Below are 23707 nucleotides of genomic sequence, written 5' to 3' on the forward strand. Positions count from 1 at the left end.
GGAAAAATGGGGGGGTCAGCTGCCCGCAAAGCCGAATGCGGCAGGGTGAAGCGCGAATCGGCCAGTCGGGGGGGGTGGTTGTTCCCCCCCCCCCCCCCCCCCCCCCCCGACCCTCCTGTCCCCTCCCAGGAAGGTTCTTCCGGCGATGTCCCCACGCTTGATCACAGTGCTGCTGGCCGGGCTGCTGGCCCTGCTCGGGCTGGCCACCCCCGCGGTGGCGGCGCCGGTCCAGACCCTGACCTGGACGGGCGGCAACAGCACCACCGAATACGCGTCCGCGCCCACCGGCGCGCTGCCCGGCGAGACCACGATCGTCTTCGAGAACAGCGAAGCCACCGGCAACACGACGGGGATGTCGCACACCCTGACGTTCGACACCTCGACGCCGGGCTACAACCACGACGTCTCGCTCAACATCCTGGCCAACCCCTTCGACCCGCAGAACGGCCGCCACGAGGCGACCGTGACGCTCACGCCGGGCAAGTACCGGTACTTCTGCACGATCCCCGGCCACACCGCGATGGTGGGCGAGTTCGTCGTCTCCGACGGCACCGGCGACACCACGGCGCCGACCGTGACCGCCGCGGTGGCGGGGGACAAGGACCAGGCCGGCAACTACATCGAGTCGGCGACGGTGTCCCTGACCGCGACGGACGCGGGCTCCGGCGTCGCGTCGGTCGAGTACCAGCTGGACGGCGGCTCCTGGACCGCGTACTCGGCGCCGGTGGTGGTCTCCGCCGTGGGCATGCACATGCTCCGCTACCGCGCGACCGACGTCGCCGGGAACACCTCCGAAGAAGGCATGGAGCACTTCACGATCGTCGAAGGGCAGGGGGACACGACCCCGCCCACGGTGACCGCGGCGATCACCGGACAGCAGGACTCGTCGGGCAACTACGTCGACGTCGCCACGGTCAAGCTGACCGCGACCGACGCCGACTCCACGGTGGCTTCGGTGGAGTACCAGCTGGACGGCGGGGCGTGGACCGCCTACACCGCACCGGTCGCGGTGACCGGCGCGGGCGAGCACATGTTCCACTTCCGGGCGACCGACGCCGCCGGGAACACCTCACCGGAAGGCATGTCCCACTTCACCGTCGTGAAGAGCGACACCACCCCGCCGATCGTGACGGCGTCCGTGGCCGGCACGCGGGACGACGCCGGGAACTACGTCGGCAAGGCGACCGTGACGGTGGTGGCGTCGGACACCGGGTCCGGGGTCGGCGCGGTGGAGTACCGGGTGGACGGTGGCGCGTGGACCGCTTATGCCGCACCGGTCCCCGTTTCCGCACCGGGCGCGCACACCTTCGACTTCCGGGCCCGGGACGTCGCCGGCAACACTTCGACGGTGGGGACGGTGTCCTTCGCGGTGGTCGCCGGGGGAGACACGACCGCGCCGTCGGTGTCGGTCGCGGTGAGTGGCAAGCAGAACGGTGACTGGTCGTACGTCGGCCAGGCGTCGGTGACGCTGACCGCGACCGACACGGGGTCCGGTGTGGACCTCGTGGAGTACAAAGTGGACAGTGGAGTGTGGACGCGGTACACGGCGCCGGTCGTGGTGTCCGCGCTCGGCGCGCACACGGTCCGGTCGCGGGCCACGGACGTCGCCGGGAACGTCTCGGACGAGGTGAGCGGCGCGTTCACGGTCGTCGCGGCGGTGCCACCGCCGGACGCCTGCCCGAACTCCGACGTTCGCGACACCGTGGTGATCGGCGGGATCGACAGCCAGGTCGAGAACACCGACATCGGCAACGGCTGCACGCTCAACGACGTCATCGACGAAAACGCGGAGTACGCGTCGCACGACCGGTTCGTGAAGCACGTGAAAGCGGTGACCCAGGAGCTGGTGACCAACGGCGTGCTGTCGTCGGGCGACCGCAACCGCATCGTGACGGCGGCGATCGAGTCCGGTGTCGGCGGCCCGCCGGCGACCGCCCGCACGCCGGAGGTGAAGAAGCGGGTCTAGCGGTTCAGGGGAAGGTCTTCCGGAGCAGGGTGACGTCCTCGCTCAGGACGGCGAGCTCCAGGCGGTGGCCGTCGGCGTCGAGCACGGCCACCGTCATCGCCGTCGCGAGGGACAGGCCCCGGCCCGGTTTGGCGGGGCGGGTGTCCCGCAGGGAGACGGTCGGCGAGGCCAGGGTGACGGGCTCGCCGCGGTTCAGGCGTGCCTGCCAGGTCGCGCCCGCCGGCGTCAGGCGCAGGGTGCCGTGGGTCCAGCTGCCGGGCGGCCGGCGCAGCGAGCAGGGCAGCTTGACCGCCGTCCCCGTCACGACGTCGGTCGGGTCGGCCTTCTTCCGGGCTCTTCGGCGCAGGGTCACGCTGTCGACCAGCCCGCCGAGCAGGCCGTCGATGAGGAGATCCAGCATGATCGCAGGATAGTGCGGTTCAGCTCACCAGGCCGGTGCGATAGGCGTAGACGACCGCCTGCACGCGGTCGCGCAGGTCCAGCGGGAGGCACTCGGCGGCGACCACCACGAAGGCGAGCGCGTCCATCGGCCGGGTCGGCAGGTCGCCGACCCGCGTCCCGTACCCGTGCAGGCCGGCACCAGCGCGCTCGATCACGGCACGACAGTAGCGGCCGGCGCGGCCGGGGTGGCGCGCCGCCGCCGGGGCACGATGTGGCCGCGTCGCCGGGCGAGCGTCATGAACACGGCCGTGGTGATGACACCGGCGGCCACGGAGTACACACTCGCCTCGGGCCCGAACTCACCCCCGGTCAGCACGGCCGGGCCGGAGGTGACGCCGTCCAGGAGCCCTCGGGGCGCGTCCGTGCCGGAGACCCCGGTGCCGAAGAGGCCGCCCTCGGCGAAGTTCCAGGCGAAGTGCAGGCCGATCGGCACCCAGAGGGTGCGGGTCGCGGCGTAGGCGGCGGCGAGCATCCCGCCGGCCTCGACGGCGATGGCGAGCGCGCCCCAGACGGTGGCGTGGGCGTTGAACAGGTGCGAAAGCCCGAAGAGCAGGCCGGTCAGCGCCAGCGCGGTCCAGGTGCCGGTCCACCGTTCGACGAACCGGAAGAGGATGCCCCGGAAGACGAGCTCTTCGGTCACGGCCGCGGCGGCCGAGAACCCGAGCAGGGCCACGGCGCCGCCGACCGAGCCCCACCCGAGCACGTCGTACCCGCCGACGAGGGCGATGTTCGCGATGACACAGCCGAACAACCCGAGCCCGACGAGCATCCCCCGCCCGAGCGCGCGCCCGTCCCAGGTGATTTCGTCGGGCGTCCGGTGTTCGGTCCGCCGCACGACCCAGGCGTAGGTGAGCACCGCGAGGACCGCGCTCAGCAGCCCGAGAACCAGGGTGAGCGGCGCGTTCCAGTGCACGGCGCCGACCACGAGGCTGCCACCGAGCGCAACCACCGCGACGGCCACGAACTGCGTCAACAGTCGCATGGGGGACTCCTTCGTGAGATTCCGCGACGGGCGCCGCGGCCAGGAGAAACGCTAGGGATCTGCCGGGCTGGGGACGTCACCGTGGGGTGGACAGTCCCGGGTAGCTCGCACGGGGGACAAGGCTCAGGCGTGATCCAGGTCATGCCGTGTCACAGGATCCGGGGGCGCGGTGTCTTGAGGCCGAACCTGGGACGAAGGAGAACCTGATGGACCTCGCACTGTGGATCGCCGCCGGACTGCTCGCCGTGGTCGCGCTGACCGGCGGGGTCAGCAAAACGTTCGTGCCGAAGGAGAAGCTGGCCGCGGCGCCGGGAGGGGAGTGGACCGCGAGCGCCGGCGCCGGGTTCGTCCGGAGCCTCGGGGTGCTCGAGCTGCTCGCCGCGGTGGGGCTGGTGCTGCCCGCGGTCCTCGGGATCGCGCCGGTGCTCGTGCCGGTGACCGCAGCCTGCTGGGTCCTGCTGATGGTCGGTGCGATGATCACCCACGTCCGGCACGGCGGGTACCGGTTCGTGGCGCTGAACCTGGCCTACCTCGCGGTCGCGGTGTTCGTCGCCTGGGGGCGGTTCGGGCCCGTGTCCTTCACCGCCTGACCGGCGAACACAGGAAGGGAAGACCATGAGCGACCCCACCGGCGCCTTCGTCGCCCACCGCAACCTGCTCTTCACGGTCGCCTACGAGATGCTCGGCTCGGCGGCCGACGCCGAGGACGTGCTGCAGGAGACCTGGCTGCGGTGGGTGAAGGTCGACCCGGAGCAGGTGCGTGACGAGCGCGCGTACCTGGTCCGGATCACCACCCGGATGGCGCTGAACCGGCTGCGCACGATGAAGCGGCGCAAGGAGTCCTACGTCGGGCCCTGGCTGCCGGAACCGCTGCTCACCGCGCCGGACGTCGCCGAAGACGTCGAGCTCGCCGAGAGCGTGTCGATGGCGTTGATGCTCGTGCTGGAGACGCTGTCGCCGACTGAACGCGCCGTCTTCGTGCTGCGCGAGGTCTTCGAGGTCGGCTACGACGAGATCGCGGACGCTGTCGGCAAGACCCCCGCCGCCGTCCGGCAGATCGCGCACCGCGCGCGCCGCCACGTCGACGCCCGGCGGCCCCGCGAGGCGGTGTCCGCGAGCGAGACGCGGGCGGTGCTCGCGTCGTTCCAGCGGGCGCTGGAAGGGCGTGACCTGCAGGGCCTGCTCGACGTCCTCGCGCCCGACGTCGTCCTGCTCAGCGACGGCGGCGGGGTCAAGCAGGCCGCGCTGCGCCCGGTCGCCGGCGCGGACAAGCTGGTCCGGTTCGTCCTCGGCGGCATCGGCCGGGTCGGCGCCGTGCTCACCACCGAGCCGGCCGTCGTCAACGGCAACCCGGCCCTCGTCCTGCGCCTGGACGGCGAGATCGACGGGGTGATGGCCATCCGGCTCGAGGACGCGCGCATCACCGGCGTCTACTACGTCCGCAACCCGGAGAAGCTGACCCGCTTCGGCTCGGAGACGCCGCTGACCTTGCGCTGAGCGCGCACAGTGCGCACTCCGGCGCGCCGCGTGAACGAGGACAGGTAGGGAGTCGGGTACTTGTACGGGTGCGGTGGCGCGCGGCCCGGGTCAGGCTTGACCGGCCGTCGTTGACCGTGGGAGGTCGGAGAACACATGGTGCAAGGCCGGTCGCGTCCCCTCCTCCGGGTCGTCTCCCCCGCGGACGTCCCGGAGCCGCGACCGGCCCCCTCGGGGGGCCGCGATCGTTACGCCGACCTCGAAGACCGCCGGCTGGCCGCCATCCTGGCCGCCGAGGACACCGCCGAAGAGCACGGCCTGAGCCCGCACGTCCGCAGCACCTGCCACGTCCACCGCAGCTGGGTCCACCGGTGCGTCGCCGACGTGCTGCACGTCCTCGTCGTCACCGGGCACCGCTGGTGCCGCCGCTGCGAGTGCCCGGTCGACGTCGCCGTCGACGAGACCCCGCCGGGCGCGGTGCACCTGTTCTGCCCGCGGTGCGGCCAGGCGGATTCGGCGGCCAACCGGCAGGTCCGCAAGGCCTGCCGCGCCAGCCTCGCCGCGCTGCACGGCGGGGCCACCCCGACGTTGTACCGGCTCCCGGACGCGTGAGGGCCATCCGAGGGACGACCGCGCGGTCGCATTGACCCGTCCGCCCGGACGTCCCTACGGTTCACCCGTGGGCAAGGCAGGGGCGACGTGCGGGAAGGGCAACCTGCCCGCGGACACGACGAGCTTCGTGGGCCGCAAGCCCGACGTCGCCGAGGTGAAGCACCTGCTGACGCGGGCCCGGCTGGTCACCCTCACGGGGGTCGGCGGCGTCGGCAAGACCCGGCTGGCCGTGCAGACCGCGGCCGGGCTGTCGCGGGCGTTCCCGGACGGCGTCTGGCTGGTCGAGCTCGCCGGGCTCCACGACCCGGCGCTGGTCGCCCACACCGCGCTGGAGGCGCTGGGGGTGCACGACGAAACCGGCCGGAGCCCCGCGGCCGTGCTGGCCGAGCACCTGCGCGACCGCCGGCTGCTGGTCATCCTGGACAACTGTGAGCACCTGATGGACGCCTGCGCCGCGCTCGCGCACGACCTGCTGCGCGCCGCGCCCAGGCTGCGGCTGCTCGCGACCAGCCGGGAGCGGCTGGCGCTGGCCGGGGAGCACCTCTGGCCGGTTTCCCCGCTGCCGCTGCCCGAAGCCGGCCGTCCGCTGCCCGAAGGCGCGTGGCTGCAGTACCCGGCGTTGACGCTGTTCGCCGAGCGCGCGGCCGCGGTCGACCCGGGCTTCGCGATCACGCCGGAGAACCAGGAGCGCGTCGCGCAGGTGTGCCGCCTGCTGGCCGGCATCCCGCTGGCGATCGAGCTCGCCGCGGTCCGGCTGCGGGTGCTGACGCCGGCCGAGCTGGAGTCGGGGCTGGCCGACTGCTTCCGGTTGCCCGGCACGGTGAAGCGCGGCGGCGAGCCCCGCCACCAGACCCTGCTCGCGGCCGTCGGCTGGAGCCACACCCTGTGCGGCCCGGCCGAGCGCCACCTGTGGGCGCGGGCGTCGGTGTTCCCCGGCGGGTTCGACCTGGCGGCGGCGCGCCGCGTCTGCGCCGGGGACGGGCTGCCGGCCGAGGAGCTGCCGGAGCGGCTCGCCGGGCTCGTCGAGAAGTCCGTGCTGATCCGGGAGTCCGACGGCGACGGGCAGCGGTTCCGGCTGCTCGAGCCGCTGCGGCAGTTCGGCCGGGACAAGCTGGCCGGGGCCGGGGAGGCCGACGCGGTCCGGCGCCGGATGCGCGACCACTTCCTCGACGTCGTCGTGCGCAGCGAAAGCGCGTGGTTCGGTCCGGAGCAGGCGGAGATCTTCCGGCGCACCCGCCTGGAGCACGCCAACCTGCGGGCCGCGCTGGACTACAGCCTGACCGTGCCGGGCGAGCTCGAAACGGGTCTGCGGCTCGCGTCGACGTTGTGGTTCTACTGGGCGGGCTGCGGGGTGTTCGGCGAAGGCCGGCACTGGCTCGACCGCGCCCTCGCGCTTGCTCCCGAGCCGGGCGAGGAACGCGCAAAAGCGTTGTGGGTCAACGGTTACGTCGCGACGCTGCAGGGAGACCACGCCGGCGCGGTGACGATGCTGGAGGAGTGCCGCGCCTACGCGACGCGTGCCGGCGACGAGGTCGCGCTGGCGTACGCGACGCACCGGCTCGGCTGCAACCTGCTCGTCGGGGACGACATCGGCGACGCGAAGACCCTCTTCGAGGAAGCCCAGGCCCGCTACCGGCGGCTGGGGGAGCTCAACAGCAACGTGATGCTGGCGGGCATCGAACTGGCCGTCGCCTCGATCTTCCTCGGTGACCTCGACCGGGCGGCGGAGCTGTGCGAAGAGGCGTGCGAGACCGGGGACGCCCACGGTGAGCAGTGGGCGAGCGCGTACGCGATCTACGTCCAGGCGCTGGTCGCGCTGAGCCGCGGCGACCTCGACCGCGCGGCCGAGCACGGGCGGCACTGCCTGCGTGTCAAGAGCACGTTCCACGACCTGCTGGGCATCGTGCTGGCGATCGAGGTGCTGGCGTGGAACGAAGCCGCTCGCGGCCGGTTCGAGGCGGCGGCCACGATGCTCGGGTCGGCCCAGCCGATCTGGCAGGCGGTCGGCTTCCCGATGTTCGGCTCCCGCTACTTCGGCGCCCCGCACGGCGACTGCGAAGCCGCGGTGCGCCAGGCCCTCGGCGACGGCCCGTTCGAAGCGACGTTCCGCCGCGGCGGCGAGTTCGGCCTGCCGGAGGCGATCGCCTACGCCCTCGGCGACACCACCCCGTCGGCCGCGGCCGAGCCGAGCCGGCCGACGCTGCTGAGCGACCGCGAAAACGAGGTGGCCGCGCTCATCGCGGACGGCCGCTCGAACCAGGAGATCGCGGACCGCCTGGTGATCTCCCGCCGGACGGCGGAGGGCCACGTCAACCGGATCCTGCGGAAGCTGGGGTTCGATTCGCGGTCGCAGGTGGCCGTTTGGGCCGCGCGGGCGTCGCAGGTGCCGGCGCCTTAACGCTCATTCGTCCGGTTCGATGGCGACGCGCCAGACCGCCTCGAAGCCGGTGCCCTTCGTCTCGAACGTCCAGCCGCGCTCGGAACTCTGCGCGCGCCAGACCTCGTCGACACCCGGGTCCGTGGCGGCCTTCTCGGCCTTTCCCGGCGCGCTTTCGCCGCGCGGGCCGAGGTACTTCTCGCCCGTGTGGATCAGCAGCTCGCCCGGGAGCGCCTGCACGTAGTACTGCTTGCGGAACACGACGTTGTCGGAGAACCCGATGCCGTAGGAGTCGCGCTCGGCGACGTAGATGTCTAGGCGGAAGACCAGGTCACGCTGGTCGCTGTCCGGTTTGGCGCGCGTGTCGACCCAGCCCTCCCAGACGAGCCGGTCGGGGCCGGCCCACACCGTCGCCGGGCCCTTCTCCTCGGCCAGCGAATCGCTGAGCAGCTCCTCCAGCGGCGTCACGTTGTCGCTGAGGTCGGCCTTGCGGAACGGGCCGTAGCAGTTCTCGGCTTCGGCGCTCTGGTGGAACAGTTCGAAGTCGACGTAGCGGGGTTTGATCGAGACGCCGAGGTAGAACTCGCTGTGGCTGAACAGGTCCTGGCCGCGCAGCACCTCGGCCGTGTCGAGCCACAGGCGCACCCGGTGCGTGCCGTGGAAGAAGCGCATCGCGATTTCGTAGGCCTCGCGCGAAGTCACCAGGGAGTCGCTGCCGCCGTGGCACTTGTGGACGAACGTGCGCGGCGCGCCCGGCAGCTGCGCGGAAGTCTGCTTGACCAGGCCGTCACTGTGGTTGTAGCTCAGCGTTCCCTCGGCGAAGAGCGTCGAAAGCCGGTTGCCCGCCGAAGCGATCTTGACGCCGTAGCTGCGGTAGTCGGTGCCGACGACGGTCAGGATCCGTCGCGGGTCGAAGTACGACGGGACGTCGAGGAACTTCTTCTGCGCGGGATCGAACGCGGCGACCTCGTCGGCGGCGTTGGCCACGCCGGGGAGCCCGTCGACGAGCCAGCGCGGCAGCACCTGGAAGGCGATGCCGCGGTGGGGCGTGCCGAGCGTGACGATCCGGTGGACGAGCTCTTCGGGGTCGCGCCCCTCGGATTTCATGTACCGAAGCGCTTCGCGGACGACGAGCCCGCCCATGCTGTGCGCCACGATGTCGACGCCGTCGGTGTGGCCGAGCTCGTGCAGGATGTCGATCAGCCGGGCGAGCCCTTGGCCGTAGCGGCTCACGGCCCGGGGCTTGAGGTCGTAGTAGCGGTACACCCACAGCGTGCCGTCCGCGTTCTTCGCGGCGAGCACCCGCCGCGCCACCGACGGGTCGAGCACCACGCTCCCCTCGATGAGGTCGGCGGGGTAGTTCATCGGGTCCGGCGGCGCGTCGACGTCTTCGGCGTAGTACCCGACGACGTTGGTGGCGTCGCGGTAGGAGTACAGCGAGGACTTCATCGCCCGCAGCACAAAACCTTCGTAGATGTAGTTCTCCCCGCGGCGGCCGGGGTAGACGGTGCCCTCGTTGAACCCCTGGTATCCGCTGGCCTGCTCGTCCGCGACGTCGGGCCCGCCGAACCCGCGCACGAGCACGAGCGGCCGGAGTGTTCCCGGAGTGGACATGGCGGCCTCCCGGCTCCTCGCTCCCGAGGCGACGGGAGTGCTTGAGGAGTCGGAGCCGCGCACCGCGTGTTAGAGAGTGGGGGAGACGTTCACCCGAATGCCGGATCAGCCGAGTCGCTTGTTCCAGTCCTCGAAAGCCGCGATGAGGTCTTCCGGCGCGCCGGTGTCCCGAAGCCGTTGAGTCTCGGCCTCGATGTAGCGCCGGTACAACGGGACCAGCCCCGCCGCCAGCTCCGGCCCGGCTTCGGCCGGGTCGAGCGGATGTCCACCCCGGACCCGCTCCGCCAGCCGCACCAGCGACACCGACGGCGCGTCCGGTTGGGACGCGTACCACTCGATCGCTTCGTCGTTGTTCGCCGCGCGGCCGGTGTCCGTCGTGCCCGAGTACAGGAAGCGAACCGGGAACAACACGGCCTTCGTGAACCACACCTTGTCCGCCAGCAGCCGGCGCGGCTCGTGGAACTCGGCCGTCACCGGCTCGGCCGCCAGGACCGCGATCGCGAAGGCCGCGCTCTCCAGCAGCAGCTCCGACGCCGCCGGGCGCGCCACCTCCGCCAGGACGTCCGAGCCGAGCAGGACCCGGCCGTGGTCGGCCAGCTGCAGGCGGTCCAGCGCCGGGAAGCGGCCGTCGTCACGGCCTTCGCGCAACGCCGGGAGCGACGCCCAGAACACGGAAAGCTTGCCGTGCAAAGGGCTTCGCTCCTGCAGCGCCTCCGTCGTCGCCGTGACGGACTCGCGGTCACCCTCGGCGACGTCCGTCAGCACCAGGGCCAGGTCGATGTCGCTCGCCGCCGGGGAGTAGCCGCCGTAGGACAGGCTGCCCAGCAGGTACGCGCCGATCAGCCGGTCGCCCAAGGCATCCTGGTACGCCTCCGCGGCTTCGGCGGCGACGGCGCGGGCGGCGGTGGCGGGGTCGGTCGTGGTGGAGTCGGTCATGCGGTCACCGTAGCGCGGCGCGCGCACTCGGCGATGCGGTCGGAAACCACGGTGATCACCTGCCACGCCCGGTCCAGCACCGCGGTCACCGCGTCGACGGTCCAGTCCTTGCGCCGCCGCAACAGCTCGTACCCCATCTCGAGGTGCTCGACGTCGGCTTCGTCGTGCAGCTCGAAGTATTCGTCGTCCGGGAACGCCCGGGTGCCCGCCTGGCTGAACACGAGGCTGCCGGCTTCGAGGGCCAGGTGCGCCAGCACCGCCCGCTGCACGCCCGGCAGGGTCGAGAACTGGTCGACGAACCACGACGCGCCCGACTCGATGACCGGGTCCCACACCAGCTGCCGGTCGTCCGCGCGGCTGCGGGCCAGGATCTTGTCGTGGCCGATCTCCTCCTGCTGGTGCTCCAGCGCGAGGGCCCGCAGCTCCGGGTCGCTCTCGGACACGACCCGCGCGCTGATCATCCGCTGGAACGCGTTCGACCACGGCTGCAGGTACGTGAGCACCGCCTTCTTCGTCTCGTCGGAGGTGTCCCGGTCGGTCAGCAGCCGGATCAGGTCCGACGACTCGTACTCCCGTTGCCGCTGCTCGTTGTGCCGGGCGATGCGCTCGACGTCCTGCTGGGTCACGATCGGCTCCTTACCGTGGTGCTGCCCGAGATCATCTTTTCGCTGCCGCTAACCAAGATCAACCGGCGAAAGGGGGGCCGGCGCCGGCCGGCCGAAGACGGGGAACCGGAAGTACGTGGTCACGTCGCCGCGGCGGCCCGCTGTGCGGTAGCTCACCAGCTCCAGGAAGCCCCGGTGCCCGGCCAGCGGCCCGGGCGCCAGCGCGGCGGCCAGCGTGCGGAACCCGCCGGGGTCCACGCCTTCGGTGTGCAGCAGGGCGGCGGTGCGCTCGACGGCTTCCTCGTCGTCGGCCGTCAGGCCGGGCAGCCGCAGGTAGGTGGTGGACTCGGCGGCTCGGTCCAGTCCGGACCGGAACGCCAGGCAGCTCAAGGCCGCTTCCCCGGCGTCGGCGCGTTCACCGGTCAGGACGCGGTAAGCCGGCTCCGCGCGGTCACCGTCGTGACTGACGGCCACCGAAGCGACGCGGTTCATCTCGCTGAGTGCCGCGCCGTGGTTGCGGTAGTAGATCTTGACCCGGGCGTCCGCCTCGCCGGCCAGGTCCACCGCGAAGAACTCGATTTCCCGTTCGCCTTCGACGGTTTCGATGCGACGCCGGGCGTCGTCCCACGCAGTGGTCATGCCGAGCCGGTCCATGGCCTCCGCCACGGCCGCCTCGCGGTGCTGGTGCGGCCACGGGTACAGCCCGAAGTACGTCTTGTGGACGATCCCCGACGGCGGGCGCCAGGCGATCGAATGCCACACCGGCGCGGGCGACGGACGCCCGCCGCGCGGGGTGAACGTCTCCCGCACCTTCGTGTCGAAAGCGCTGTCACCAGGGGAAACCACGTCGTGGCCGAGACTGTCGAACAGCACCCGCAGCTCCGGGTGCCGTCCCGACCAGTTCACCGACATCTCGGCGGGGAACCCGTCGTCCGCCACATAGGACGGCTGGGCGGGCACGGCCCCGATCCGCTCGTGGGCCCACGCGGGCAGCAGCCCGCGCAGCAGCAGGGTGGCCCGGACGGACTGCTCCACCGGAACCGCGAGCGCGTCACACGCCGTGGCCCAGAGCCCGCACAGAAAGTCACCGAAGAGCCGGCCCTGCGCCGGATAGTTTTCCCTTATATATTCAGGAAATTCCGGCGCACGACTGGTCACGAGCGGATGTTATCAAACGGATGCGTGCTCAACTAAAACTCAGCACCCGGGTGGTCCAACCAATTGCGCCATGTGGGTTTGCCGCAGTCCGAGGTGGACACGCTGGGACACTTCGGACTCCGGCGTGTCCCGACCGGACACCGAACGGACAAAGCGCAGGTCTCAGACCCGCGCCGGCACCACCGTCATCGCGTGCTTCACCAACCGGATCAACGCGAGCTTGCTGGAGTCCCTGTCACGCGCGTCACACATGACGATCGGCACCCGGTCCGGGACGACGAGGGCCTCGCGGATCTCGTCGGGGGTGTAGCGCGGCGCGTTGTCGAAGCAGTTCACCGCGACGACGAACGGGATCTTCCGGCGTTCGAAGAAGTCGATCGCGGCGAAGCTGGTCTCCAGCCGCCGGGTGTCGACCAGCACGATCGTCCCGATCGCGCCGCGCGCCAGGTCGTCCCACATGAACCAGAAGCGCGCCTGGCCCGGCGTCCCGAACAGGTACAGCACGTGCCGCGGCGAGATGGTGATCCGGCCGAAGTCGAGCGCGACGGTGGTCGTCGTCTTCCGCTCGACGCCGGAGAGGTCGTCGATCCCCGCGCTCGCCTCGGTGAGCACCTCTTCGGTGGTCAGCGGCGGGATCTCGCTGACCGAACCGACCATGGTGGTCTTCCCGGCGCCGAACCCGCCCGCGACGATGATCTTGACGGGCGTCGGGACCAGCTCGGTCCCCGCGCCGTCAGTACTTGATGAGGCCATCGAGAACCGCCTGGAGTGTTTCGAGGTCCGGCGACTGCGCCGGGTTCTGGGTGGGGGAGCGGGTGATGACGAGGCCGCGTTCGATGAGGTCGCCGACGAGCACCCGCACGACCCCCAGCGGGATCTTCACGTAGACGGCGATCTCGGCGACCGACACCGGGTGCCGGCACAGCTGCACGATCGCTTGGTGCTCCGGGCCGAGCCCGGCCGGCTCCTGCTCCGAACGCAGCGTCATGACCTGCGTGGACAGGTCGAGCCGCGCGTTGTCGGCGGGGGTGCGGCCGCTGGTGATCGTGTACGGGCGGACCAGCGGCCCGGCGGCCTCGTCGTACCAGCCTTCGTCGGTGCTCATGTGGCCTCCCGCAGGATCTGCGCCGCCTCGCGCGGCGCCGACACCATGTAGTCCCCGACCCGCTTCACCAGCCGGCTCATTTCGTAGGCGATCATCTCGACGTCGACGTTGTCCGCGGCGAGCACGGCGAGGCAGGCGCCCAGGCCCGCCGCCGAGACGAACAGGTAGCCGCGCTCCATCTCGATCATGTTCTGCAGCACCGGGCCGCGGTTGAACTGCTTGCTGACCCCCTTCGCGAGGCTCTGCAGGCTGGAGGCGATGGCGGACAGCTGGTCCGAGTCGTCCTTGCTCATCCCGGCCGACTTGCCGATGAGCAGACCGTCGGCGGACAGCACGATGGCGTTCTGCGCGCCGACCACGCGGCTCACCACGTCGTCGAGCAGCCAGTTGAGATCGGGTTTGGGGTTCCCGTACTCGTTCATGCGTCAGAAACCTTGACTTTCCTCTGTGGACTTTCCCTGTGTGCTGTCGCGGACTACGCGTCTTCGGGCCCGACGCGTCCCCGGCGGGTGCCCTTGTGGAACGCGGCGAGGGTGCGCGCGGTGCCTTCACCCGGTGCCACGACGTCGTCCTGGCTGTCGTCGGGTTCGTGTTCGAGCTGGGCGACGAGGTTCTGCTGGGGCTCCCGGCGGGGCAGCCGGGGCCGGTCGTCGGCCGGTCGCCCGGCGGCCGGCCCGGCCGGGGGCGCCACCGCGGCGGGCGGGGGCGCCGCGACCGCCGGCGCCACGGCGGGCGCGGGGTCGGGCGGGGTGAGCGCGCGAGCCGGGTACGGCCTCGGCTTGGCGTCTCGCTTCATCGGGATCTGGCCGGTGAACGAGCTGGGCGTGTCCATCGAACGGAGCGGGCTTTCTGCTGCCTGCGGCGCGGGGCCGCCCACCGGGGCGAGGACCGCGGTGGTCTCCGCCGGGGTGGATCCGGGTTCGTCGGCCGGGCTCGCCTGCTGGCCGGCCAGGTGGTGGGTCGGGACGAGCACGGTGGCGCGCAGGCCGCCGTACCGGGACGGGTCGAACGTGACGGTCATGCCGAGCTTCGCCGCCAGGCGCGCGACCACGAACAGGCCGAGGCTGGAGTCGGCCCGCAGCGCCATCGCGTCGAACTCGGGCGCCTCGGCCATCATCGAGTTGGCCCACTCGCGGACGCCGTCCTTCATGCCGAGGCCCTGGTCCGAGACGTCGATGACCACGCCGCGCGCGACCAGGCGGCTGGTCACCTCGACCGGCGAGCCGGGCGGGGAGAACGACGTCGCGTTGTCGACCAGCTCGGCGACGAGGTGGATCGTGTCGGCCACCGCGGCGCCGACGATCGAGACGTCGGCGACCTGCTCGACCTGGACCCGCGCGTACTGCTCGGTCTCCGACACGGCCGCGCGCAGCACCTCCATCAGCGGGACCGGCTTGCGCCACCGGCGGCCGGGCTGCTTGCCGCCGAGGATGATCAGGTTCTCGGTGGTGCGGCGGGCGCGCGCGGCGAGGTGGTCGAGCTGGAACAGCGCCGCCAGCTGGGTCGAGTTGTCCTCGCGGGCTTCCATCTCGTCGAGGATCTGCAGCTGCTGGTGGACCAGGACCTGGTTGCGGTGCGCGATGCCGAGGAACACGTTGTGCACACCGCTGCGGGCCTTCGCCTCGCTCGCCGCCGCGTTGACGGCGGTCAGCTGGGCGGTGTTGAACGCCTCGGCCACCTGGCCGATCTCGTCGCGGCCGTGGTCGAGCTGCGGGAGCTCTTCGGCCAGGTCGACGGACTCGCCGTTCTTCAGCCGTTCCACGATGTCCGGCAGCCGGTTGCGGGCGAGGTCGAGGGAGTCGTTGCGCAGCCGGGCGAGGCGCGTCATCAGGGCGCGGTCGACGAGCGAGCGGGACACCCGCACCGCGACGATGATCGCCGCCAGCGACGCGAGCAGCGCCAGGATGGAGCCGATGATGACGTTGCGCAGCTGGGCGTCACCGGAGTCGATCGCGGCCGCGGAAACCTTGTCCGCCTGGGTGATCGCGAGGTCGTTGAGGTTCTGGGCGACCTGGTTCGTCGCGTTCTGCCAGTCCGTTTCGGACACCGGCACGGAGTTCTGCTCGCTGGGCGACCACGGGCCGTGCTTGACGATCGCCACCTCGGCGGTCGCCAGCTGCTGCCAGGCGGCGCTCTTGACCAGCGTCTGGTACTTGGTGCGGACGGCCGGGTCGAGGAACGGCTCGATCTGCGCCAGCTGCGTCCGGTAGGTCCCGGACAGCTGCGCGAACTGGGCGAAGTCGTCGGGCGCGAAGGTGCCGGCGGAGAAGGCCGTCGACACCAGCGACGTCTCGCGCGACATCGCGTCACCGGCGCGGAAGACCGACGTCGCGGTGATGCCGCCGGTGGCCGCTTCGGCGTCGGGGACCACGCGGGCCTGGGTGTCGAACAGGTTCGACGCCGTGTCCATCACGCCGTTGTAGTAGGTGTTGACCTGCGCGCGGTCGATGCTGCGGAAGCTGATCTGCGAGCGCAGCACCGGAAGCTGGTCGAACTGGGCCTTCAGCGCGTTGACCTTCGTCGCGATTTCGTCCGGCGCGTTGGAGATCGTCGCGGCGAAGGCGTCCTTGAGGACACCGAGCTTGTCGTCGGTGGCCTTCTGCTGCTCCTGCAGCCGGCCCGGGCCGAGCGCCGGGTCGTCCAGGTACTGCAGCGCGGTCTGGCGTTCCTTCTGGAACTCGGCGAGCGCTGTGGCGGCGGGGATGGACACCTCGCGCACGGACGCCGCGACCAGCCGGACGTAAACGCCGTTGAAGAGGAAGTAGGAGGAGACCGCGATCCACAGCACCAGCAGCGTCACGCTGGGGATGAGCACGGTCCGGGTCAGCCTTTTGCGGATCGACTTGTCGTACGGCTTGTCCGACTCGTCCTTGTCGTCTTTGTTCAGCACGGCGGTTCACGAACTCCTGAGTGACGGTCGGCGAAGATGGGGGACCCGGACGAGGAAGCGGACACGACGAAGGGACGCAGCTGCCGCCGTCACCCGTCTTCGCCTCACCCTCCGTGTTGCCGCAGAATCGATCAGGGTCCGTTTTTTACCACGAACCGGTGAGCCACGGTGGTGCTGACCCGGTGAGCCGACGGCCGTCCGCCGAAGCGCGAACGGTGTTTACCGTGTGCTCCGGGGTGACTACCGGCGTTTGCTCTGGTAAGGGCGTCGGCGACGTGTTCGGGGGTCCGGTTCGCTGGGCCGAACGGGTGAAAGGCAAATCGCATTCGCCCGCCACGCCCGACACCGTGGGGCCGGAGACGGACGGGCACGGGTTCTGCCCCGGAAGCCGTCGCCGACGCCGGTTTTCCGGGGTGGCGAGACCCTTCGTCGAAGATTTCGAAAGTACGAGCGGTGATCCGTTGCGGTGCCGGTCTGCCTGAGCCCTTTGACAAATAGGTAAGTCTTGTCAATCCATCTGTACATCATCTATCGTTCTGTAAACCAGCCAACGGAGGAGGGTGTGATGAGCGAGGTGACCGGGACCGTGCCCGCCGGCTCGACCGAGCGGTGGCACGACCGCAAGCGGTACCTGTGGCTGATCGGCCTGGTGGTGCCGTCGCTGGCGTTCCTCGCCATCGGGTTGCACGCGGCCACCGGCTGGGGCGGGTGGTTCTGGATCGGGCCGGTCGTGATCCTCGTGGTCGTGCCGCTCGTCGACCTGCTCACCGGGCTGGACCGCAGCAACCCGCCGGACGACGTCATCGAGCGGCTGGAGAAGGACCGCTACTACCGCTGGATCACCTTCGCGTTCCTGCCGATCCAGTACGTCGGCTTCGCCGCCGCCTTCTGGCTGATCGCCCGCGGCGACGTCGGCGTGGCGGACAAGATCGGCCTCGCCGTGTCCATCGGGTGCATCGGCGGCATCGGCATCAACACCGCGCACGAGCTGGGGCACAAGAAGGAGAGCCACGAGCGCTGGCTGTCGAAGATCGCGCTGGCGCAAAGCTTCTACGGCCACTTCTACATCGAGCACAACCGCGGCCACCACGTCCGCGTCGCGACTCCCGAGGACCCGGCGAGCAGCCGCGTCGGCGAAAGCTTCTACCGCTTCTGGCCGCGCACGGTCTTCGGCTCGCTGAAGTCGGCGTGGCGGCTGGAGCGCAAGCGCTACGCGCGGCGCGACCGGCACCCGTACCGGCTGGGCAACGACGTCGTCAACGCGTGGCTGATGTCGGCGGTGCTGTGGGCGGCGATGGTCGGCTGGCTCGGGGTGGGGGTGCTGCCATACTTGGTGATCCAGGCCGTGGTCGGGTTTTCGCTGCTGGAGGTGGTCAACTACATGGAGCACTACGGGATGCTGCGCCAGCGGGTCGGCGGCCCCGGCAAGCGGCGCTACGAGCGGGTGGCGCCCCACCACAGCTGGAACTCCAACAACATCGCCACGAACGTCCTGCTCTACCACCTGCAGCGGCACAGCGACCACCACGCGAACCCGACCCGGCGCTACCAGACGCTGCGCGACTTCGAGGAGTCGCCGGTGCTGCCCACCGGGTACGCCGGGATGATCGTGCTGGCGCTCATCCCGCCGGTGTGGCGCAAGGTGATGGACCCGCGGGTGCTCGCGCACTTCGACGGCGACATCTCGCGCGCCAACCTCCAACCGTCCAAACGGGACAAGATCCTGGCCCGCTACGGAACCCGCGTCACGGCGGCCGCCCCGGAAATCACCGACACCCGTGGTGACGCCACGGAAGGCGGGATGTGCCCGGGCTGCGGGTACGTCTACGACGAGCGGCGCGGCGACCCGCGCGAAGGCTTCCCGGCCGGCACGCCGTGGTCGGCGATCCCGGACTCCTGGTGCTGCCCGGACTGCGGGGTGCGCGAGAAGGTCGACTTCGTCGCGCCGGGCCGGGTGGGTGCGTGATGCGGATCGAAGCGGACCTCGACCACTGCATCGGCGCGGGCATGTGCGAGTCGCTGTCCCCGGACTTCTTCGAGGTGGGCGACGAAGGCCTCGTCGTGCTGCTCGACGAACAGCCCGGGGAGGACCGCCGCCAGGAGGTCTCCTCCGCCGTCAGCTCCTGCCCGGTGCTGGCCCTGAAACTGCGGGACTGACACCACGACGATGAGTACGGGATTCGCGCCCGAGGGCGGACAGCACCGGCAGCCGATCATCACCGCGGCGATCGAGCTGACCGCGCGGTCGGGCTGGCCGGCGGTCACGATGGCCCGGCTGGCGGAGCTGGTCGGGGTCAGCCGCCAGACCGTCTACAACGAGATCGGCTCCAAGGCCGCGCTCGCCGAAGCGATGGTCTCGCACGAGCTCGGGCGCTTCCTCTCGGTGGTCGACGCGGCCTTCGACCGCCACGAGACCGACCTCGTCGAGGCGATGTACGACGCCGTCCGCGCGGTCCTGGAGCTGGCCGAGGACAACGTCCTGCTGCGCGCGATCGCCTCCGCGTCGCACGGCGCGGCCAGCGAGCTCCTGCCGCTGCTGACCACCCAGGCCGGCACGCTGCTCGCGCGGGCGAGGGCGATGCTGACCGTGCGTGTGCTGGTCTACCGGCCGGCGCTCACGGACGAGCAGGTCGCCGTGGTGATCGACCTGGTCGTCCGCGCGGTGCTCAGCCACGTCGTGCAGCCGTCGGACACGCCGGCGCGCACGGCGGACGGGCTGGCGTGGGTGGCGGCCCGGGTCCTCGGCGCCGACGTCGTCCCGCCGCTGCGCCACACCTGACGGCTCAGGCGTTCAGCGGAGTCCGTGGCGGTCCAGCCACGCGGAGATCTCGGTGCCGATCTCCTTCGGCCGGTCCTCCTGCGCGTGGTGCCCGGCTTCCCCGCACGCGACGACGTCCAGCGCCGCGATGTTCGCTTCGCACCACCGCGTCATCGCCTCGCCGATGAGCAGCGTCGGGGATCCTTCGAACGTCATGAGCAGCTTCGGGACGTCGGTGCTCGTGGCGAGCCACTCGTCGTAGGCCTCGATGCGCGAGACGAGCCCGGCCGGCTCACCGCCGAGCGGCAGCTGACGGGCCCAGGCGAGCACCGGCCGGCGGCTCTCGGGGGTGGGGAACGGCGCGAGGTAGGCGGCCAGGTCGTCGTCGCCGACGGGCGTGCGGACGCCGCCGGTGAACGCCTGCCGGACGAAGAGATCCTGCGTCAGCACCATGTCTTCGCCGACCCCCGGCGTGCGGATCTTCCGCGACCGCTCCGCCGCCTGCGGGGTCAGGTCGTCCCAGGCCATCGGCTTCACGATGGTCTCGAAGAACGCGATCCCGCGCACCCGGCCGGGATGCCGCGCGGCGTGGTCGAAGGCGAGCGCGCCACCCCAGTCGTGCCCGACGAGGACGACGTCGTCCAGGCCGAGCTCGTCGAACCAGGCGTCGAGGTGCCGGGCGTGGTCGTCGAAGCTGTAGCCGAGGTCGGGCTTCGGGGAGCGGCCCATGCCGATGAGGTCGGGCGCGAGCAGCCGGCCGCCGCCGAGGTGCGGGCGGACGTGGCGCCAGCCGTGTGCCGAACCGGGGTTGCCGTGCAGGAAGACGATCGGGGTGCCGGCGCCGGATTCTTCGTGGTACAGGGTCATGGCTTGTCCCTTCAGGGATCCAGTGGGGTGTCGAGGAGGACGGTGAGCTCGCGGGTCAGCGCGGCGGTGCGGTCGCCGTCCCGGCCGCCGAGCGGCGCGAGGAGCCGGTCGAGCAGCTCGGCCACGGTCGTGATCGCCGGCTCGACCACTTCGCGGCCGCGCGCGGTGAGGGCCAGCCGGATGGTGCGGGTGTCGGCGGGGTCGCGAGTGCGGTCGACCAGGCCGTCGGTGTCGAGGGTGCGCGCGAGCTTCGAGACGTAGAGCGCTTCCAGTCCGGTGTGGTCGGCCAGTTCCCGTTGGCTCGGGCTGGTTCCGGTGCGCTCGAGGCCGGAGAGCGAGGCCAGGAACACGTACTGGGCGTGCGTCAGGCCGATCGGGGCGAGGGCGCGGTCGACGGCCGCCCGCCACCTCATCGACAGCCGCCAGACGAGGTGTCCCGGAGTGCTCATGCCAAATACAGTACATGGCTACTAAGTACATGGCTACTATCTGGCGGTCGAGAACGCTCCGGCGGTGCCGAGCCGGATCAGGCGGCGAGCTCCCGGACGCGCGCCATCGCCTGGCGGACCTCGGTGAACCCGGTGGTCAGCGGGCTGAGCCCGACGCGGATGCCGTCCGGACGGCGGAAGTCGATCAGCACGCCGTTCTCGATGAGGACCCGGGAAAGCCGTTCGGCGTCCGGGTGCCGCAGGGTGACGTGCCCGCCGCGGCGGGCGTCCTCGCGCGGCGAGGCGACCGTGAAGCCGAGGGGGACGAGCCACGCGTCGGCGAGGTCGAGCACCCAGCGGCCGAGCGCGACGGCCTTGGCCCGCACCCGGTCGATGCCCGCTTCGGCCAGGAGCGCGACCCCTTCCCGGACGCCGATCATGCCGAGCACCGGCGGGGTGCCGGACAGCGCGCGGCGGATGCCGGGCGCGGGCACGTAGCGCTCGGCCATGCCGAAGGTGTCCGCCGCGCCCATCCAGCCGGTGATCGGCTGCCCGAACTCCGCGTGGTGGCAGGAGTTCACGTAAAGGAACGCGGGAGCGCCCGGGCCGGCGTTGAGGAACTTGTACGTGCAGCCGACGGCGAAGTCGGCGCCGTCGGCGTCCAACGCGACCGGGATCGAGCCGACGCTGTGGCAGAGGTCCCAGACGGTGAGGGCGCCGCGGTCGTGCGCCAGCCGCGTGATGCCCGCGAGGTCGGCGATCGCCGCCGACCGGTAGTCCACATGGGACAGCACGACGGCGGCGGTCCGCGGCCCGGTGACCGCCGCGACGTCTTCGGGGCGGACGTCGGCGGTGTCGATCCACCGCACCGCGGCGCCCAGTTCGGCGGCGACGCTCTCGACGAGGAACCGGTCGGTCGGGAAGTTCGCGGTGTCGGTGACGATCTCGTCGCGGTCCGGCCGCAGCGCCACGGCCGCCCGCAGGACCTTGTAAAGGCACACCGAGGTCGAGTCGGCGACGATCGTCTGCCCGGGCGCGGCGCCGAGCGCGACGCGGCCCAGCTCGTCACCGAGCTGCTCGGGCAGCGCCAGCCACCGTTCGTCCCACGACCGGATGAGCCGGGCGCCCCACTCCTGCCCGACGACCTCCTGCAGCCGTTCGGCGGTGGCGAGCAGCGGGCGGCCCAGCGAGTTGCCGTCGAGGTAGGCGACCACCCCGGGATCGGCGATCGGGACGAACCGGTTCCGGAACCCGGCGAGCTCGTCTTCGGCGTCGAGGCGCGCGGCCCGCTCGGCCGAGGTGTCCACGGCGGTCAGTGCTTTTCTTCCTTGACCCGCGCGGCTTCCTTGCGCACTTCGGCCTGGGTGGCGCGCTCACGCACCAGCCAGTCGGGGCTTTCGGTCTTCAGCGCTTCGATCTGCTCGGTGGTGAGCGGGTCGGTGATGCCGCCGCGGGTGAGGCCGCCGATGGAGACGCCCAGCTTCGCCGCGACCACCTGCCGCGGGTGCGGGCCGGTGCGGCGCAGCTCGCGCAGCCACTCGGGCGGGTCGGCCTGCAACGCGTTCAGCTCGTCGCGCGAGACGACGCCCTCCTGGAACTCGGCGGGCGTGGCTTCGAGGTACACACCCAGTTTCTTCGCCGCCGTCGCGGCCTTCATGGTCTGGGTGGTCTTGTGCGACGTCATGCCGTCCAGGGTAGCCAGCGTCACCCCCGGTAACCTGACCCGGTGACCGACCCCGTCTCCTTCAAGCTCGGCTACGTCCCGGGAGCGACCCCCGCCAAGTGGGTGCGGACCTGGGGCGAGCGGATGCCGGCGGTCCCGCTGGTCCTCGTCCCGGTCGCCGCGGCGGACGCGACGGGGCTGCTGCGTGAGCGCGGTGCGGACGCGGCGTTGCTGCGGTCGCCGATCGACCGCGACGGCCTGCACGCCATCCCGCTCTACACCGAGACGACGGTCGTCGTGGTGCCCAAGGACCACCTGGCCGCCGCGGCCGACGAAGTGTCCATCGTGGACCTGGCGGACGACGTCGTGCTGCACCCGCTGGACGACACGCTGGAGTGGCCGGAGCTGCCGGGCCGCCCGGCGCTCGAACGCCCGGCGACGACGGCGGACGCGATCGAGCTGGTGGCGGCCGGCGTCGGGGTGCTGTTCGTCCCGCAGTCGCTCGCCCGGCTGCACCACCGCCGTGACCTCACCTACCGGCCGGTCGGGGACGCGCCGCAGTCGAGCGTCGCGTTGTCGTGGCTCGAAGAGGAGACGTCGGACCTGATGGAGGAGTTCATCGGCGTCGTCCGCGGCCGCACGGTCAACAGCACGCGCGGCCGCCCGCAGGCGCCCGCGGAGCGCAAGCGCCCGGAGCGTAAGCCGGTCGCGAAGAAGCCTGTCCGGCGAAGCGGCGGCGGTCCGGCGAAGCGCGGAAAGCCCCGCCGCCGCTCCTGAGCGCGGTCAGTTCGTCGAGCAGACGCAGTTGCCGTCGGCGCGGTCGGGCAGGTCGGGGTCGTCGAACCAGAAGCCGTTCTCGCCGAGGTAGCGGAACTGCAGCACGGTGCCCGGCGCGACGTCGACCGACGCCGAGCGGCGGCCGTTGGAGCGCGGGGTGAGGTGGTGGCGCCCGGGCGTCCAGTCGTTGAACGACCCGACGACGCTCACCCGTCCGGGCGGTGCTCCGGCGGGCAGGCTGAAGGTGACGCGCTGCGTGCCGGCCCGGCTCTTGCTGATCTTGATCACTGCGGTGACGGCCTTTCACGGATAACGGTCGGGCGGACGTGCTCGGCACTGAGCGCCGACATGATGGCACAGTGGTGACGGTTCGGTCACCCGCAGTGCCCGAAGGAATGACGACGCCGCTCATCGGTTCGCCACCGACCGGGTGGTCCTGCCGCGAACCATGATCATTTCGGCGCCGGAGCTGCGTTCAGGTGCGAGACTGGCGGCCGTGACCGTCACCGTTGATCGTCATGTCAAGGACCCGTGCGCCTGGCTCGGCGCCGTCACCCACGACCTCGCCGGGCTGCCCCCGGCCGGCACGCGGGCGGTGCTCCGCGCGGTGTGGGACGGCCTGGTCGCCGCCCGGCTGGCCGGGTTGCACGTCGCCGCGGTCTCCCCGCGCTGGCAGGTCCGGCAGCGCCACGCCGAAGCCGTCGAGTTCGACCTCGCGGTGCAGCTGGCGCGCGACTGGACCGTCGGCACCGGCCTGGCCATCCCGGCCCGGCTGCCCGGGGCCGCGGTCGCCTGGTCCGCCGCCCGGGCCGACGCCGCGGTCGCCGCGATCGTGCTGTTCTGCGGCACCGCCGAATCGGTGCTGCGCAAGGCCGGCGAGCTGACCCCGGTGTGGGAGGACAGCCTCCTGGGCCCGGTCGCGTTGACCCACTGGCTCGCCGACTGCTGGCGCGGCGGCCACACCGGGTGCCCGCTGCGGCTGCCGGCGCCGCCACCGCCGTGGTGGCGCTGAGCGTGTCCGTCAGGAGATGGCTGGGCCGGGCGAAGCCGGC

26 protein-coding genes are annotated in these 23707 nt (G+C 71.6%); 10 read left to right on the forward strand and 16 right to left on the reverse strand.

What is annotated here, in order from left to right:
* Positions 1-145 precede the first annotated feature (145 nt).
* Positions 146-1966: a cupredoxin domain-containing protein gene (locus ACZ61C_RS22350; RefSeq protein ID WP_465309649.1), complete on the forward strand. Its 1821-nt coding sequence runs from the start codon at positions 146-148 to the stop codon at positions 1964-1966.
* A 4-nt stretch (positions 1967-1970) separates the two neighbouring features.
* On the opposite strand, the gene ACZ61C_RS22355 is transcribed toward ACZ61C_RS22350, so the two are convergent.
* Genes ACZ61C_RS22355 through ACZ61C_RS22365 form a run of 3 tightly spaced genes read right to left on the reverse strand, consistent with a single transcriptional unit; the run spans position 1971 to position 3389 of the window.
* Complete coding sequence (locus ACZ61C_RS22355) at positions 1971-2366, reverse strand: hypothetical protein (RefSeq protein WP_465309651.1); 396 nt, start codon at positions 2364-2366, stop codon at positions 1971-1973.
* 19 nt (positions 2367-2385) lie between these two features.
* The gene (locus ACZ61C_RS22360; protein WP_465309653.1) at positions 2386-2562 is read right to left on the reverse strand and encodes a hypothetical protein; all 177 of its coding nucleotides are present in this window, start codon (positions 2560-2562) and stop codon (positions 2386-2388) included.
* A complete protein-coding gene (locus tag ACZ61C_RS22365; RefSeq protein WP_465309655.1) occupies positions 2559-3389 on the reverse strand; it encodes a lysostaphin resistance A-like protein in 831 nt (276 codons plus the stop codon). The genes ACZ61C_RS22360 and ACZ61C_RS22365 overlap by 4 nt, the downstream gene beginning before the upstream one ends.
* A gap of 206 nt (positions 3390-3595) precedes the next feature.
* Between ACZ61C_RS22365 and ACZ61C_RS22370 the strand changes: the two genes are divergently transcribed.
* The 4 genes from ACZ61C_RS22370 (at position 3596) to ACZ61C_RS22385 (ending at position 7875) form a co-directional block, all read left to right on the forward strand.
* Entirely contained in the window at positions 3596-3979 is a 384-nt protein-coding gene (locus tag ACZ61C_RS22370; RefSeq protein WP_465309657.1) for a DoxX family protein, read from the forward strand.
* 25 nt (positions 3980-4004) lie between these two features.
* Positions 4005-4886 (forward strand): RNA polymerase sigma-70 factor, encoded by an 882-nt coding sequence (locus ACZ61C_RS22375; protein ID WP_465309659.1) that lies wholly within the window; start codon positions 4005-4007, stop codon positions 4884-4886.
* Positions 4887-5021: 135 nt separating this feature from the next.
* Positions 5022-5477: a hypothetical protein gene (locus ACZ61C_RS22380; RefSeq protein WP_465309661.1), complete on the forward strand. Its 456-nt coding sequence runs from the start codon at positions 5022-5024 to the stop codon at positions 5475-5477.
* A gap of 67 nt (positions 5478-5544) precedes the next feature.
* Positions 5545-7875 (forward strand): ATP-binding protein, encoded by a 2331-nt coding sequence (locus ACZ61C_RS22385; protein ID WP_465309663.1) that lies wholly within the window; start codon positions 5545-5547, stop codon positions 7873-7875.
* Positions 7876-7878: 3 nt separating this feature from the next.
* Here the strand turns inward: ACZ61C_RS22385 and ACZ61C_RS22390 are convergent, their stop codons facing one another.
* The 8 genes from ACZ61C_RS22390 to ACZ61C_RS22425 form a co-directional block, all read right to left on the reverse strand.
* The gene (locus tag ACZ61C_RS22390; RefSeq protein WP_465309665.1) at positions 7879-9468 is read right to left on the reverse strand and encodes a lipase/acyltransferase domain-containing protein; all 1590 of its coding nucleotides are present in this window, start codon (positions 9466-9468) and stop codon (positions 7879-7881) included.
* 105 nt (positions 9469-9573) lie between these two features.
* A complete protein-coding gene (locus ACZ61C_RS22395) occupies positions 9574-10404 on the reverse strand; it encodes a hypothetical protein (RefSeq protein ID WP_465309667.1) in 831 nt (276 codons plus the stop codon).
* Positions 10401-11030 carry a hypothetical protein gene (locus tag ACZ61C_RS22400; protein ID WP_465309669.1) on the reverse strand — a complete coding sequence of 210 codons (630 nt, stop codon included), beginning with the start codon at positions 11028-11030 and terminating at the stop codon, positions 10401-10403. The genes ACZ61C_RS22395 and ACZ61C_RS22400 overlap by 4 nt, the downstream gene beginning before the upstream one ends.
* A 48-nt stretch (positions 11031-11078) precedes the next feature.
* Entirely contained in the window at positions 11079-12167 is a 1089-nt protein-coding gene (locus ACZ61C_RS22405) for a hypothetical protein (protein WP_465309671.1), read from the reverse strand.
* A gap of 162 nt (positions 12168-12329) precedes the next feature.
* Complete coding sequence (locus ACZ61C_RS22410) at positions 12330-12920, reverse strand: GTP-binding protein (protein ID WP_465309673.1); 591 nt, start codon at positions 12918-12920, stop codon at positions 12330-12332.
* Positions 12901-13272, reverse strand: a complete 372-nt coding sequence (locus ACZ61C_RS22415; protein WP_465309675.1) for a DUF742 domain-containing protein — start codon at positions 13270-13272, stop codon at positions 12901-12903. The genes ACZ61C_RS22410 and ACZ61C_RS22415 overlap by 20 nt, the downstream gene beginning before the upstream one ends.
* Entirely contained in the window at positions 13269-13694 is a 426-nt protein-coding gene (locus tag ACZ61C_RS22420) for a roadblock/LC7 domain-containing protein (RefSeq protein ID WP_465309677.1), read from the reverse strand. Before ACZ61C_RS22420 ends, ACZ61C_RS22415 begins: the two co-directional genes overlap by 4 nt.
* 53 nt (positions 13695-13747) lie before the next feature.
* Positions 13748-16162 carry a sensor histidine kinase gene (locus tag ACZ61C_RS22425; RefSeq protein ID WP_465309679.1) on the reverse strand — a complete coding sequence of 805 codons (2415 nt, stop codon included), beginning with the start codon at positions 16160-16162 and terminating at the stop codon, positions 13748-13750.
* Positions 16163-16727: 565 nt separating this feature from the next.
* Between ACZ61C_RS22425 and ACZ61C_RS22430 the strand changes: the two genes are divergently transcribed.
* Genes ACZ61C_RS22430 through ACZ61C_RS22440 form a run of 3 tightly spaced genes read left to right on the forward strand, consistent with a single transcriptional unit; the run spans position 16728 to position 18941 of the window.
* Positions 16728-18128: a fatty acid desaturase gene (locus ACZ61C_RS22430; RefSeq protein ID WP_465309681.1), complete on the forward strand. Its 1401-nt coding sequence runs from the start codon at positions 16728-16730 to the stop codon at positions 18126-18128.
* Positions 18128-18319, forward strand: a complete 192-nt coding sequence (locus ACZ61C_RS22435) for a ferredoxin (RefSeq protein ID WP_465309683.1) — start codon at positions 18128-18130, stop codon at positions 18317-18319. Before ACZ61C_RS22430 ends, ACZ61C_RS22435 begins: the two co-directional genes overlap by 1 nt.
* A gap of 10 nt (positions 18320-18329) precedes the next feature.
* Positions 18330-18941, forward strand: a complete 612-nt coding sequence (locus ACZ61C_RS22440; protein WP_465309685.1) for a TetR/AcrR family transcriptional regulator — start codon at positions 18330-18332, stop codon at positions 18939-18941.
* Between the two features lie 12 nt (positions 18942-18953).
* Here the strand turns inward: ACZ61C_RS22440 and ACZ61C_RS22445 are convergent, their stop codons facing one another.
* The 4 genes from ACZ61C_RS22445 to ACZ61C_RS22460 all read right to left on the reverse strand — a co-directional run bounded on the left by ACZ61C_RS22445 (position 18954) and on the right by ACZ61C_RS22460 (position 21899).
* Positions 18954-19787, reverse strand: a complete 834-nt coding sequence (locus ACZ61C_RS22445) for a haloalkane dehalogenase (protein ID WP_465309687.1) — start codon at positions 19785-19787, stop codon at positions 18954-18956.
* 11 nt (positions 19788-19798) lie between these two features.
* The gene (locus tag ACZ61C_RS22450) at positions 19799-20236 is read right to left on the reverse strand and encodes a MarR family winged helix-turn-helix transcriptional regulator (RefSeq protein ID WP_465309689.1); all 438 of its coding nucleotides are present in this window, start codon (positions 20234-20236) and stop codon (positions 19799-19801) included.
* A 77-nt stretch (positions 20237-20313) separates the two neighbouring features.
* Positions 20314-21522, reverse strand: coding sequence for a kynureninase (locus tag ACZ61C_RS22455; protein ID WP_465309691.1), 1209 nt, complete (start codon positions 21520-21522; stop codon positions 20314-20316).
* A gap of 5 nt (positions 21523-21527) precedes the next feature.
* The gene (locus ACZ61C_RS22460) at positions 21528-21899 is read right to left on the reverse strand and encodes a DUF5997 family protein (protein ID WP_465310208.1); all 372 of its coding nucleotides are present in this window, start codon (positions 21897-21899) and stop codon (positions 21528-21530) included.
* 42 nt (positions 21900-21941) lie between these two features.
* On the opposite strand from ACZ61C_RS22460, the gene ACZ61C_RS22465 reads away from it, so the two are divergent.
* Complete coding sequence (locus ACZ61C_RS22465; RefSeq protein WP_465309693.1) at positions 21942-22655, forward strand: LysR family substrate-binding domain-containing protein; 714 nt, start codon at positions 21942-21944, stop codon at positions 22653-22655.
* 6 nt (positions 22656-22661) lie between these two features.
* Here the strand turns inward: ACZ61C_RS22465 and ACZ61C_RS22470 are convergent, their stop codons facing one another.
* On the reverse strand, positions 22662-22943 hold the full coding sequence (locus ACZ61C_RS22470; protein WP_465309695.1) for an early set domain-containing protein: 282 nt from the start codon (positions 22941-22943) through the stop codon (positions 22662-22664).
* Positions 22944-23151: 208 nt separating this feature from the next.
* On the opposite strand from ACZ61C_RS22470, the gene ACZ61C_RS22475 reads away from it, so the two are divergent.
* A complete protein-coding gene (locus ACZ61C_RS22475) occupies positions 23152-23667 on the forward strand; it encodes a hypothetical protein (RefSeq protein ID WP_465309697.1) in 516 nt (171 codons plus the stop codon).
* Positions 23668-23707 lie beyond the last annotated feature (40 nt).

This window comes from Amycolatopsis sp. NPDC104587 (genome assembly GCF_055583645.1).